This is a genomic window from Amycolatopsis sp. DSM 110486, from assembly GCF_019468465.1.
In the GTDB taxonomy this organism is placed as follows: Bacteria; Actinomycetota; Actinomycetes; order Mycobacteriales; family Pseudonocardiaceae; genus Amycolatopsis.
Window position 1 is genome coordinate 9,523,796 of sequence record NZ_CP080519.1, and the last position, 12,526, is coordinate 9,536,321.

Consider the following 12,526-nt stretch of genomic DNA (forward strand, 5'->3'; position numbering starts at 1 on the left):
CACCCACGAACACTGAGCCACTAGGGGCGAGCAAGCCCGTGACCTGCCGCAACACGTCGACGAGGTAATCCGCGCTCGGGAAGTACTGCACGACCGAGTTGATCACCACGGTGTCGAAGTGTCCGGCAGGCAGGTCGCCCAGCTCGTGCGCCGGGCGCGCCCGCAGGTGCACCTTGCCCGCCAGCTCCGGCCGGTCCGCGACACAGGTTTCCAGCAGCCGCACCACTTCTTCGGACAGGTCCAGCGCCCAGTATTCGTCGGTGTCCGGCGCGAGCTTCGACAGCAGCAGCCCGCTGCCCACGCCGAGCTCCAGCACGCGACGCGGCCGCAACGCCCGAATCGAGTCCACAGTGGATTCCCGCCACGCACGCATGTCGCCCAGCGGCAGCGGTTCCCCGTCGTAGCTGGAGTTCCAGCCGGTGAACCCCTCGTCGAACGGGTCGCGGTCGGCGACCGAGTAGAGCAGCTCGTGCACGTCCTTCCAGCGGTCGACCTGCGCGGCCTCCCGCGCCGCGTCCCGGTCGGCGCCCGGCGCCTGCTCCGGCACCACGTACGCGACCAGCCGCCGGTCACCCGGCTTGACCTCGCGCGGCACCACGGCCACGCGTGCGACGCCGTCGTGCGCCGCGATCACCGACTCGATCTCACCCGGCTCCACCCGGAAACCGCGGATCTTGACCTGGTGGTCGGCGCGGCCCAGGAAGTCGAGGTTCCCGTCGGTGCGCCAGCGCACGCGGTCGCCCGTGCGGTACATGCGCTCGCCCGGGCCGGCGAACGGGTCGGCCACGAACCGCTCGGCGGTGAGCCCGGCACGCCCGACATACCCGCGCGCGAGGCCGCGGCCGCCCACGTAGAGCTCGCCCTCGACGCCCGGTGGCACGGGGTTGAGCGCGGTGTCCAGCACGTAGCAGCGGGTGTTGGGGTCGGGGCGCCCGATCGGGATCGGCCCGGTCCAGTCCGCTTCCGCGAGCCACAGCGTGGAGTTCACCGTCGCTTCGGTGAGCCCGTACGCGGCGACCACGCGCAGGTCCTTCGCCCAGCGCGCGATCAGCTCGGGCGGCACGGTTTCCGTGCCGACGATGAGCACCGCGCCTTTCGGCAGCTCGCAGTCGGCCGGCAGCGCGGCGACCAGCGAGGGCGGCAGGATCATGTGCGTGGCGGCGTTGTCGGCGATGTAGCCGGTGAGCTCGACGCCCGCGACGCGGCGGTGCGACGGCACCACGATCACGCGCCCGCCCACGCACAGCGACATCACGAGGTCCCACACCGTCACGTCGAACCCCGCCGACGCGAACTGCACGACCCGGCTCTCGGGCGTGATCCCGATGCGCTCGGTGGCCGTGACGATCAGGCTGCCGATGCCGTCGTGCGAGAGCACCACGCCCTTGGGCTTGCCGGTGGAACCGGAGGTGTAGATGACGTACGCGGCGCGGTCGAGCCGCAGCCCGCCGCGGTCGACGGGCGCGCCGTCCAGAGCGGTGAGCTCCGCGCGCACAGCGGGGTCGTCCAGCAGGACGACGTCGTCGACCACGGGCAGCTGGTCCGCGGACTCGGCGACCGACAGGACGACGCGCGCGCCCGAGTCCGTCAGCAGGTACTCCAGGCGGTCCTCGGGCAGGTCCAGGTCCAGCGGCAGGTACGCGGCGCCGGCCTTGAGCACGCCCAGCAGGCCCACGACCAGGTCGATCGAGCGCGGCAGCGCCACGGCGACCACGTCCTCGGCCCCCACCCCGCGGGCGGCGAGCAGGCGCGCCAGGCGGTTCGCGGCGGCGTCGAGCTCGGCGTAGGTGAGCTGCTCGCCCTCGCACACCACGGCGACGGCCTCCGGCTGCCGCGCGACGACGCGGGCGAAGGCCTCGGGCCAGTTCAGCTCCGGGGATTCGGCGGGCGACGTCGCGAACTCGGTCAGCACGAGCTGCCGTTCGCGTTCGGTGAGCAGGTCGATCGCTGCGATCGGGCGGTCGGCGTGCGCCGCCATGGCGTCGAGCACGGCGAGGAAACGGCGCTCGTGCTCGGCGAGCGTCCCGGGGGTGCCGGCGGCCGCGAACTCGAGCCGCAGCCCGCCGCCCGCGCCGGCGTCGTGCGCGGTCACGGCAAGGTCGGTGACGGGGCCGAGCGCGACGCTGTGCACTGTCGCCACGGCTTCGCCGAATGCGACCGAGACCTCCGGCAGGAAGTTGAGGCTCAGCCCGGTGAGCTCGTGCATCCCGCCGGTCAGGTTCTCCTCGCGCGCGAGGTCCTCACCGCGGTAGCGGCCGTGGTCGAGCAGGTCGGCGACCTCGCGGGTGACCGCCGAGACCAGCTCGACCGGTGTCGTCGAGGGCCGCGCGGAAACCCGCAGTGGCAAGAGGTTCGACAGCATTCCAGGCCGGCCGCGCAGCTCGGCGTCGGGACGCGCCGCGACGGGCAGGCCGAGCACGAGGTCCTCGGCGCCCGTCATCCGGTGCGCGTAGGCGGCGAGCGCCGCGAGCACCACGCGCGACAGGCGGGTGCCGTGGTTGCCGGCGAACTTCCGCAGCGCGTCGGCGCGGGCGGCCGGCAGCGTGACCGACCGCCGGACCACCTCGCCGTCGCCGCCGGCCAGCCGCACCGGATCGGGCCGGCCGGCGAGCTTTTCGCGCCAGTACGCGCGGTCCGCTTCGTGCGCGGCCGATTCCCGGTACTCGCCGTCGGCGGCGAGGAGCGGCGCCACCGACCAGTCCATAGTGGACGTGGCGCCGTCGTAAAGCTCCGCGGCCCGGCGGGTGAGCACCGCCTGGCCGTACGCGTCGGTCACCAGGTGGTGGAACGTCTGCGCCCACCACACGCGGTCCGGTCCCAGCGCCAGCACCGCGTGCGCGGTCAACGGCCCGCACCCGAGGTCGACCGGCTCCGCCAGTGCGGCCCGCACCCACGCGTGCGCCGCCGCTTCGGAGTCAGGTTCGCCGGACAGGTCCACCACGGGCACCTCGGCCACCCACGGCGCCGGGTACTGCCGCGGCACGCCGGTCTCGTCGGCCTCGGCCGTCACATGCAGCCCCTCAGCTTCGCCGACCGCCCGGCGCACCGCGTCCGCGAGCCGCGCCGGATCGACGCGGCCGCGCACGTCGGCGTACCAGCCGATGCGGTACGCCGGGTCCGCCGGGGCGAGCGACTGCGCGAAGAAGACCCCGGCCTGCGCCGTGGTCAAGGGGGAACCGGGCACGACGCCGGTCATCTGGGAGCCTCCACCGTTGGACTGAAGCTGGACTGACTGGGCGCCGCGCCGTCAGCGCGTGCCGCTCACCGCGTACTCGGGCAGGTGCGCCACAGCGGCCCGGCGATCCACAATGGACTGCAGGATCTCGCCGACGCGCACCGCGGTGTTGGACAGCAGCGACGACGTGATGCCATGCGTGTGCTCGGTACCGCCCTGCAGGTAGAGCCCACCGCGCACGGCGGCGTCGGTGGTGATGCGGTAGTCGCGCTCCACGCGCAGCCGGCCTTCCGCGTCCCGCCGGCAACCCGTGGCAAGCTCCCCGAGCAGCGGCGTCGGGTCCGCCGGCAGGTACCCGGTGGCGTAGACGACCTCGTCGGCGTCGAGCACCGCGCGTTCGCCGGTGGTCAGCGATTCAACCGTCGCGCGCACGTGGGTGCCGTGGTCGGTCACGTCCACGGGCCGGGACACGTTGAACAGCCGCAGCCGCTCCACACCGAGCACCTTCTCCTGGTACACGCGGCGGTAGAGCTCGTCGATCAAGTCGAGGTCGACCGCGGAGTAGTTGGTGGCACCGTGATAGCGCATGAGCCGGTCCTTCACGGGTTCGCTGGCGCCGTAGAAGTGGTCGACCGCCTCGGGGTCGAAGATCCGGTTGGCGAACGAGCTGTCGTCGGCCGGGCTGTAGCCGTAGCGGGCGAAGACCGCGCACACCTCGGCACGCGGGAACTCGTCGTGCAGCAGGGCCGCGACCTCGGCCGCGCTCTGGCCCGCGCCGACCACCACGAACCGCTTCGGTTCGCTGTCGCGCAACCGTTCGACGCGCGGCAGCAGCTGGCTGTTGTGCCAGATCCGCTCACCGCCGGTGACGCCCTCGGGCAGGTTGGGCCGCAATCCCGTGCCCAGCACGAGGTTGCGGGCACGCAGCTCCACGATCTCGTCGCCGGACTTCGCGCAAACGTCGAAGAAGACCACCTCGTCGCCGTCGCGGACCGGCTCGACCGAGACCACCTCGGTGCCGTAGGACACGACGTCGTCGACCTTGGCCGCCGCCCACTCGAAGTAGTCGTGGAACTCGATCCGAAGCGGGAACAGGTTCTTGTGGTTGATGAAGTCGATCAGCCGGCCCTTGGCGTGCAGGTAGTTCAGGAAGCTGAACTCACTCGTCGGGTTGCGCATGGTCGCGAGGTCCTTGAGGAACGAGACCTGCATCGTGGCGGTGTCGATCAACATCCCGCGGTGCCAGCCGAAACGCGGCTGGCGCTCGAGGAAGTGCGCGGTGACCGTGTCACCGGACCCGGGCGCAGCGTTGTGTTCTGTCAGCGCGATCGCGAGGGCGAGGTTCGATGGTCCGAACCCCACCCCGACCACGTCGTACACCGGCACCTGGCCATCGACCACTGCTCGTGACATGAAAGTCCCCTAGCGCGGCACTGCCGCATCTCGGTTCGGCTCAGCTCCACTCGAAAAAGCTCAGGAAACCCTAACCTAACTTAGGAGAGGCTCAGCTAGTACCTTGTGGGTGATGTTCGTCCCCTCGACCGCGAAAGGGATTCGCCGATGCGCGTGGCCATGTTCGGCTACCAGACCTGGGGGCACCGCACCTTGCGGGCCCTCATCGACGCTGGTCACGAGGTCGTCCTCGTGGTCACGCACCCCAAGAGCGACCACGCGTACGAGAAGATCTGGGACGATTCGGTGGCCGAGCTCGCCGAGGCCAACGGAATCCGCGCCCTGCTGCGCAACCGCCCCGACGATCCCGAGCTGCTGGCGGAGCTCAAGGCCGCGGAGCCGGAGCTGATCGTCGCGAACAACTGGCGGACCTGGCTGCCGCCGGAGATCTTCGACCTGCCGCCCCACGGCACGCTCAACGTCCACGACTCGCTGCTGCCCGCGTACGCCGGGTTCTCACCGCTGATCTGGGCGCTGGTCAACGGCGAACCCGAGGTCGGCGTGACCGCCCACATGATGAACGCGGAACTCGACGCCGGCGACATCGTGGTGCAGCGCGCGGTGCCGGTCGGCCCGAAGGACACGACCACGGATCTGTTCCACCGCACGGTGGATCTCATCGAGCCGATCGTCGCGGAGGCGCTCTCGCTCATCGAGACGGGCACCGTGGTGCCGATCGCCCAGGACCGGTCGAAGGCGAGCTTCTTCCACAAACGCGCGCCACGCGACAGTCTCATCGACTGGACTTGGCCCGCTTCGGACATCGAACGGCTGGCGCGGGCGCAGTCCGACCCGTACCCCAACGCGTTCGCCTACCACCGCGGTGCACGGCTGCGGATCGTGCGCGCATCGGTGTCGGCCGGGCACTACGGCGGCACGCCGGGCCGCATCTTCATCAAGGAGGGCGACGGCGTGGTGATCGTCGCCGGTCCCGAGGCGCGGCGCGGTCACTCCCCCGGCCTGCTGGTGGAACGCGTGCGCACGGAGGACGGCACGGAGCTGGCTGCGGCCGACTACTTCACGACGATGGGCGGGTACCTCACCGACCGGCCGTGAGCGCGTTTTGCCGATCGGCTGAAACTGCCGGGTGAGCCGAGTTTGTCGGTACGCCGGGTTACGGTGGCCGCAACCGTAACCCGGCGTGAGCGCGCCGGGCCCGACCACTGGAGGAACCCGAGATGGCCACCCCGATGTCCGCTGAACGCGCGCGCACTTTCCTCACCGAAGGCAGCCGCAGCGCCATCTTCGTCACCGTCCGTGCCGACGGCCGCCCGCACGCCGTCCCCGTGTGGTTCGCCGCCGACGGTGAGGACCTGCTGGTCAACATCACGCAGGACAGCGTGAAAGGCCGCGCGATCGTCGCGTCGGGCGAGGTCGCGCTCACGGTGCACGACGACGTGCCGCCCTACAGCTTCGTCTCGGTGAACGGGACGGCCGAGATCGTGACCGACCCCGCACGCGTGCGCAGCGGTTCGGAGCTCATCGCGCGCCGCTACCTGCCCGCCGAAGGAGTGGACCAGTTCGTCGGCTACGCCACCTCGCCGGGCAAGGTCCTCGTGGTGGTCCACCCGTCGCACACCACGGGGGTCGACGCCGTGGCCGGCTGACGCGTCAGGACTCGGTGACTTTCCCGTCCGCCACTTCGAAGCGCCGCGTGACCGAGACGGCGTCGAGCATGCGGCGGTCGTGGGTCACGAGCAGCAGCGTGCCGGGGTAACGGTCCAAAGCGGACTCGAGCTGTTCGATCGCGGGCAGATCGAGGTGGTTGGTGGGCTCGTCGAGCACAAGCAGGTTCACCCCGCGCGCCTGCAGCAACGCGAGAGCGGCGCGCGTGCGCTCGCCCGGCGAGAGCGTGGCCGCGGGGCGCAGCACGTGCGCGGCCTTGAGGCCGAACTTCGCGAGCAGCGTGCGGACCTCGGCGTCGGGCAGCTCCGGGACCTCGCGCGCGAACGCGTCGGCCAGCGGGACGTCGTCGAGGAACAGCTGACGCGCCTGATCGACCTCGCCGACGACGACGCCGGGGCCGAGCGCCGCGCTGCCCTCGTCGAGCGGCAGCCGGCCGAGCAGGGCGGCCAGCAGCGTGGACTTGCCCGCGCCGTTGGCGCCGGTGATGGCGACCTTGTCCGCCCAGTCCACCTGGAGGTCGACGGGACCGAGCGTGAAGGGGCCGCGGCGCACGACAGCGCCGCGCAGCGTGGCGACGACCGCGCCGGCACGCGGGGCCGCCGCGATCTCCATGCGCAGCTCCCACTCTTTACGCGGCTCGTCCACGACCTCCAGGCGCTCGATCATGCGCTCGGTCTGGCGCGCCTTCGACGCCTGCTTCTCCGTGGCCTCGCTGCGGAACTTGCGGCCGACCTTGTCGTTGTCGGTCTGCTTGCGCCGCGCGTTCTTGACGCCCTTCTCCATCCAGCCGCGCTGCATCTGCCCGCGCGCCTCCAGCGCGGAGCGGGTGGTGGCGTACTCCTCGTAGTCCTCGCGCGCGTGACGCCGCGCGACGGCGCGTTCCTCCAAATAGGACTCGTAGCCGCCGCCGAACGTGTTCACCTGCTGCTGCGCGAGATCCAGCTCCACGACGCGGTCCACGGTGCGGGCGAGGAACTCACGGTCGTGGCTCACGAGCACCGTGCCGGCACGCAGGCCGGTGACGAACCGCTCGAGGCGGGTGAGGCCGTCGAGGTCGAGGTCGTTGGTGGGCTCGTCGAGCAGGAAGATGTCGTACCGGCTCAACAGCAGCGACGCGAGCCCGGCGCGCGCGGCCTGTCCGCCCGACAGCGAGACCATCGGCTGGTCGAGGTCCACGGCCAGCCCCAGCTCCGCGGCGACCTCGCCGGCGCGGTCGTCGAGGTCAGCGCCGCCGAGGGCGAGCCAACGGTCGAGGGCCGTCCCGTACGTGTCGTCCGCGCCGGCGACGCCCTCGGTCAACGCTTCGGTGGCGGCGTCGAGCTCACGCTGCGCTTCGGCGACGCCGGTGCGCCGTGCGAGGAACTGCCGCACCGACTCCCCCGGCCGCCGCTCGGGCTCCTGCGGGAGGTGACCGACGGTGGCCGTCGGCGGGTTCAGCCGGATCTCCCCCGACTCGGGCGGCTGCAGCCCCGCGAGGGTGCGCAGCAGCGTGGACTTGCCGGCGCCGTTGACGCCGACCAGCCCGACGACGTCGCCAGGAGCGACGACCAGGTCGAGGCCGGAGAACAGGATGCGGTCGCCGTGGCCGGAGGCCAGGCCCTTCGCGACGAGTGTTGCGCTCATTTCCCGGCTGATTCTACGGGTGCCGCTCCGCGCCGCCGACGCGCTCCCAGTGTGTCGAGTGTCGTCTCGGTCACTGAACGTGGGTAGCCTGGGCGGGTTACGAACCACGGAGCAGTGAGGTCGGTGAAAGCGATGGCGGAACCCGCCACGTCGGTCACGCTCGGCCAGCGCGCGAAGCAGCGGGAACCCCGCTCGGCGGCGCCGCGGCCGACGGTCAGCAGGCGCCGCGAGGTCAGCCACGCGAGTGCCCGGTCCCTGTTGATGACTGTGCTGGGCGAGTACGTGCTGCCCCGCGACCGTCCCGTGTGGACGTCCATGCTCGTCGAAGCGCTGGGCATGCTGGACATCGAGGAGAAGTCGGCGCGCCAGGCACTCGCGCGCTCGGCCGCCGAGGGCTGGCTGGTGTCCGAACGCGTCGGCCGGCGCGTGCGCTGGTCGCTCACGCCGCCGGGCCGTCGCCTGCTCACCGAAGGCGCCGAGCGGATCTACGCGTTCGGGCGCGAGGCCGTCGCGTGGGAGGGCCGCTGGCTGATGCTGATCGTGTCGGTGCCCGAGGCCAAGCGCGACCTGCGCCACCGGCTGCGCACACGCCTGACGTGGGCCGGGTTCGGCTCGCCCGTCGCGGGCGTGTGGGTGAGCCCCGACCCCGGCCGGCAGCACGAAGCGCAGCAGATCGTGGCGGAGCTGCAGCTCGACGCCCAGGCGATGTCCTTCACGGCCGCGTACGGCGAGGTCGGTGAGCAGGAGAGCATGGTCGAGCGGTCGTGGGACCTCTCGGAGCTGACCGACAGCTACGAGGACTTCATCGACCGCTTCACCGGCCTGCGCCCCACTGGCGACCCGGCCGTGCTGCGCGCGCAGACCGAGCTGGTGCACGAATGGCGGCGTTTCCCGTTCCTCGACCCGCGGCTGCCGGCCGAGCTGCTGCCCGCCGAGTGGAGCGGGCGCAAGGCGAGCGAGCTGTTCCACCGCAAGCACGTGGAATGGCGGCCCGCGGCCCAGGCGTACTGGGACAAGCTGCTGGACAACGAGGAGAACGCGTGACCCGGCTCGACCGCGAAGACGGCCTGGCGGTGCTGACGATCGACGCGCCGCCGCTCAACCTCTACACCGCTTCGTTGCAACGCGACTTGCTCGAAGCCGTCGCCGCCCTGGAAGCCCAGCCGGCGCGGGCGTTGCTCATCCGGGCCGAGGGCCGTGTCGTCAGCGGCGGCGTGGACGTCGCGCTGTTCGACGCACAGGGCTCGCCGGCCGAGGCGAAGGTGTTCTTCGACGAGCTGCTCACGGTGCCCGACCGCATCGCCGCGCTGCCGTTCCCCACGGTGTTCGCCGCCCACGGCCTGTGCCTCACGTGGGCGTTCGAGGTCGCCGTGGCGTGCGACCTGCTGCTGGCCGCTTCGCGGGCCAAGTTCGGGCTCGTGGAGAAGGTGGTGGGCCTGACGCCGACGATGGGCGGCACCCAGCGCCTCGCCGCGCGTGCGGGAGTGGCCCGCGCCAAGGAGTTCGTGTTCACCGGCGACACGTACTCCGCCGAGACGCTCGAACGCTGGAACGTGGTGAACCGCGTGCTGCCCGACGAGGGCTTCGACGCCGCGGCGCGCGAGTTCAGCGCGCGCCTCGCCGCCGGCCCCACGCAGGCGCACGCGGCCACCAAACGCGTACTGGCGCATTTCGAGCACGGCGGTGTGCCGGAGGCCAACGCCCACGTCACGTCGATCGCCGCGGAGCTGTTCGACACCGAGGACCTGCGCGGCGCGGTGAAGTCGTTCCTCGCCGAGGGGCCCGGCAAAGCGAGCTTCACCGGCCGCTGAGGCCTCAGCGCGGCAGCTGCCCCACGTGGTCGACGATCCCGTAACCGACCACGGCGCCCTGCGTGGTGCCGAGGTAGGTGTAGGTCTTCGCGTCGAAGACCAGGGTCACCCCGTGGCCGGGCCAGGTGATGCCGACGCCCGGGCGGCCCGCCGCGTCGGTCACGTGGTCCACGGCCTGCAACCCGGGCACCTTCGCGGCTGCGTCGAACAGCGCGGCCTTGGTCTGCGGCCGCAGGTACGTCTCGCCGACGAGCAGCTGGACGTCCTTGCCCATCGCGTTCGCGTCGCCGGCGTCTCCGCTGTGGTTCTTGTTCAGGTAGCTGAACATCGCGTCGGCGGTGGTCGGCAGGTCGGTGCGGTACGCCGGCGTCACGACGCACGGCTCTTCCCTTCCGTTCGCAGCCGGGTTGTTGGCGCCCTCGACGCGGTACTTGCCGTCGACGCACGCCTGAAGGGTGAGCGTCTGGCCGTCTTGCTCGACGTAGCCGTCGTGCTTGCCGTCGGCGGAGATCCAGGCCTCGCGGTCGCTGTTCGCGTACTGCGTCTTGACGTAGACGAACTGGTCGGGCCGCGGCGGGGTGTCGGGCAGCTTCAGGGCCTCGGCCGCGGCGCCGTGCAGCACGCGCACGGGGTCGGCGGCCGCTTGCGGCGGCGTCAGCGGTCCGTCTCCGGTGGGCGCGAACGAGACGACGGCGGTGATGGCCGCCGCAAGCCCCAGTGTCGCTGCGCCGGCCTGCCGAAGGCGTTTCCCGGTCTTGCGGCGAGGCTCGCTCGCGGCGGCCGCGAGCAGCCGGGCGCGGGCGGCACCCAGGTCGGCCAGGTCGGGCAGCGGGACGTCGGCCGCGCGGTCGCGGACCAGCTGCAGCTCATCCATGGGACGGAACCTCCTTCACGTCGGGGTGTTCGGCACCGCCGAGGGCGGCGCGCAACTGGCGGCGGGCGCGGTTGAGCCGGGACCGCACGGTCCCGACGGGGATTCCCAGCGCCTGGGCCACCTCCTCGTAGGCGAGCTGCTCGGCAGCGACGAGCAGCACGACGTCGCGGTCTTTGGCGCTGAGCGCCGCGAGCGCCGCGCCGAGCTCCGGCCCGCGCGCCTGGGCGCTGACCTGGGCGGCCACGCGGTCGGCGTGCCCGTCGACCGCGGCCTGCGGGCCGACGGCGCGCAGCAGGCGGTACTGGCGCACCTCGTCGCGGCGGTGGCGGCTCACGATGTTGGTCGCGATGCCGTAGAGCCACGGCCGCGCGTCGGGCCGGGTGCCGTCGTAGTGAGCCCGTTTGCCGAACGCGACCAGGAACGTGTCCGCCAGCGCGTCGTCGGCCACGTCCCGGCCCAGCCGCCGCGCGAGGTAGCGGTGGATGTGCGGTGCGTGCCGGTCGAAGATGGCGGCGAACAGGTCGGGCTCGGCCACGGACCGGCCGATCACCCCCGCGTCGTCCATCGATCACCCCTTCTCGGATGCAGTGTCACGGGTTATCCGCAGAAGCCGCCATTCGAGTTCATTCAGCGGGCTGAACGTATTTTTCGAATGCGAATGATGTCCACGTGCGTGCTTGACGTGAGGTGGTCTGGACCATGACACTGGTGCGCAGCGCTCACCGGTGATCGAGATCGACGACGACCTCCCTTCCCCCTCACCGAGGAGAGCCATGTCCTTTCGGGCCCGAAAACTCGCGTCGCTGGTCGCGACGATCCCTGTCGCGCTGGGACTGCTGGCGGCACCGGTCTCCGCCGCTCCGGCCACGTTCACCCACCCGGGCGTGCTCGTGAGCCGTCCGCAGCTGGACTTCGTGCGCGCCAAGGTGAACGCCGGCGCGCAACCGTGGAAGAGCGCGTACGACCAGATGATGGGCAGCAAGTACGCCTCGCTCACGCGCACGGCGAAACCCCGCGCCGTCGTGGAGTGCGGCTCGTACTCCAACCCGAACAACGGCTGCACCGACGAACGCGAAGACGCCATCGCCGCCTACACCGACGCCTTGGCCTGGTACATCACACAGGACGCGCGCTACGCGCAGAAGGCCATTGCGTTGATGGACGCGTGGTCCGCGACGATCACCAGCCACACCAACAGCAACGCACCCCTGCAGACGGGCTGGGCCGGCGCGTCGTGGTCGCGCGCCGCGGAGCTCATCAAGTCGACCTACACGAGCTGGCCCAACGCCGGCCGCTTCGCGACGATGCTGCGCAACGTCTACCTGCCCAAGCTCCTGGCCGGCTCCAACAGCAACGGCAACTGGGAACTCGTCATGACGGAGGCCGCCGTGGGCATCTCCGTCTTCCTCGACGACAAGTCCAGCTACGACTCCGCCATGACCCGCTACCGCAACCGCGTCGCGGCCTACGTGTATCTGTCCACGGACGGCGCCCTCCCCAAGACGGTGCCCGGCAGCGGACTGTCCACCCGCGACCAAATCGTCAACTACTGGCAGAAACAAAGCACCTTCACCACCGGCCTCACCCAGGAAACCTGCCGCGACTTCGTCCACACGGGCTACGGCATCGCCTCCATCGCCGACGTCGCCGAAACCTCGCGCATCCAGGGCCAAGACCTCTACGGCACCGACATCGGCGAGCGCCTCCGCCAGGCCCTCGGCTTCCAATCCAAGTACGAACTCGGCGCCGCGGTCCCCAGCAATCTCTGCGGCGGCTCGTTGAACCTCGGCCTGGGCCCCGTGACCGAAGTGGGCTACAACGCGCTGCACGGCCGCCTCGGCATCGCCATGACCAACACCCAAGCTCTGACCGAACGCCAACGCCCAGCTGGGACGAACAATCTCTTCGTCGCCTGGCAGACGTTGACGCACGCCGACAACCCGAACTGACGCCCTGTCGGCCCTG

General features: G+C 71.4%; 9 protein-coding genes and 1 pseudogene. 5 read left to right on the top strand and 5 right to left on the bottom strand.

Annotation, left to right across the window (positions count from 1 at the left end):
- Window positions 1-67: 67 nt before the first annotated feature.
- Both K1T34_RS54135 and K1T34_RS45940 read right to left on the bottom strand, forming a co-directional pair.
- A pseudogene (locus K1T34_RS54135) lies at window positions 68-3,196 on the bottom strand (amino acid adenylation domain-containing protein); the annotation flags it as partial.
- A gap of 51 nt (window positions 3,197-3,247) precedes the next feature.
- The gene (locus K1T34_RS45940; RefSeq protein ID WP_220240965.1) at window positions 3,248-4,588 is read right to left on the bottom strand and encodes a lysine N(6)-hydroxylase/L-ornithine N(5)-oxygenase family protein; all 1,341 of its coding nucleotides are present in this window, start codon (window positions 4,586-4,588) and stop codon (window positions 3,248-3,250) included.
- 147 nt (window positions 4,589-4,735) lie between these two features.
- On the opposite strand from K1T34_RS45940, the gene K1T34_RS45945 reads away from it, so the two are divergent.
- A complete protein-coding gene (locus K1T34_RS45945; protein WP_220240967.1) occupies window positions 4,736-5,683 on the top strand; it encodes a methionyl-tRNA formyltransferase in 948 nt (315 codons plus the stop codon).
- Between the two features lie 122 nt (window positions 5,684-5,805).
- Entirely contained in the window at window positions 5,806-6,234 is a 429-nt protein-coding gene (locus tag K1T34_RS45950) for a PPOX class F420-dependent oxidoreductase (protein ID WP_220240969.1), read from the top strand.
- Window positions 6,235-6,238: 4 nt separating this feature from the next.
- Here the strand turns inward: K1T34_RS45950 and K1T34_RS45955 are convergent, their stop codons facing one another.
- Window positions 6,239-7,876, bottom strand: coding sequence for an ABC-F family ATP-binding cassette domain-containing protein (locus K1T34_RS45955; RefSeq protein ID WP_220240970.1), 1,638 nt, complete (start codon window positions 7,874-7,876; stop codon window positions 6,239-6,241).
- Window positions 7,877-8,008: 132 nt separating this feature from the next.
- On the opposite strand from K1T34_RS45955, the gene K1T34_RS45960 reads away from it, so the two are divergent.
- Both K1T34_RS45960 and K1T34_RS45965 read left to right on the top strand, forming a co-directional pair.
- Window positions 8,009-8,920, top strand: coding sequence for a PaaX family transcriptional regulator C-terminal domain-containing protein (locus K1T34_RS45960; protein ID WP_220240972.1), 912 nt, complete (start codon window positions 8,009-8,011; stop codon window positions 8,918-8,920).
- On the top strand, window positions 8,917-9,687 hold the full coding sequence (locus tag K1T34_RS45965) for an enoyl-CoA hydratase/isomerase family protein (protein ID WP_255638049.1): 771 nt from the start codon (window positions 8,917-8,919) through the stop codon (window positions 9,685-9,687). Before K1T34_RS45960 ends, K1T34_RS45965 begins: the two co-directional genes overlap by 4 nt.
- A 4-nt stretch (window positions 9,688-9,691) precedes the next feature.
- Here the strand turns inward: K1T34_RS45965 and K1T34_RS45970 are convergent, their stop codons facing one another.
- Window positions 9,692-10,561 (bottom strand): CU044_5270 family protein, encoded by an 870-nt coding sequence (locus K1T34_RS45970; RefSeq protein ID WP_220240976.1) that lies wholly within the window; start codon window positions 10,559-10,561, stop codon window positions 9,692-9,694.
- Complete coding sequence (locus tag K1T34_RS45975) at window positions 10,554-11,126, bottom strand: RNA polymerase sigma factor (RefSeq protein WP_220240978.1); 573 nt, start codon at window positions 11,124-11,126, stop codon at window positions 10,554-10,556. The genes K1T34_RS45970 and K1T34_RS45975 overlap by 8 nt, the downstream gene beginning before the upstream one ends.
- Before the next feature lie 208 nt (window positions 11,127-11,334).
- Here K1T34_RS45975 and K1T34_RS45980 point away from each other — a divergent pair, with 208 nt between their 5' ends.
- The gene (locus K1T34_RS45980; protein WP_220240980.1) at window positions 11,335-12,510 is read left to right on the top strand and encodes an alginate lyase family protein; all 1,176 of its coding nucleotides are present in this window, start codon (window positions 11,335-11,337) and stop codon (window positions 12,508-12,510) included.
- Window positions 12,511-12,526 lie beyond the last annotated feature (16 nt).

What these genes read in the sequence shown, in the direction of transcription:
- K1T34_RS45940 (WP_220240965.1), bottom strand. Translation starts at nt 4,588, where the DNA reads ATGTCACGAGCAGTGGTCGATGGCCAGGTGCCGGTGTACGACGTGGTC.
- K1T34_RS45945 (WP_220240967.1), top strand. Translation starts at nt 4,736, where the DNA reads ATGCGCGTGGCCATGTTCGGCTACCAGACCTGGGGGCACCGCACCTTG.
- K1T34_RS45950 (WP_220240969.1), top strand. Translation starts at nt 5,806, where the DNA reads ATGGCCACCCCGATGTCCGCTGAACGCGCGCGCACTTTCCTCACCGAA.
- K1T34_RS45955 (WP_220240970.1), bottom strand. Translation starts at nt 7,876, where the DNA reads ATGAGCGCAACACTCGTCGCGAAGGGCCTGGCCTCCGGCCACGGCGAC.
- K1T34_RS45960 (WP_220240972.1), top strand. Translation starts at nt 8,009, where the DNA reads ATGGCGGAACCCGCCACGTCGGTCACGCTCGGCCAGCGCGCGAAGCAG.
- K1T34_RS45970 (WP_220240976.1), bottom strand. Translation starts at nt 10,561, where the DNA reads ATGGATGAGCTGCAGCTGGTCCGCGACCGCGCGGCCGACGTCCCGCTG.
- K1T34_RS45975 (WP_220240978.1), bottom strand. Translation starts at nt 11,126, where the DNA reads ATGGACGACGCGGGGGTGATCGGCCGGTCCGTGGCCGAGCCCGACCTG.
- K1T34_RS45980 (WP_220240980.1), top strand. Translation starts at nt 11,335, where the DNA reads ATGTCCTTTCGGGCCCGAAAACTCGCGTCGCTGGTCGCGACGATCCCT.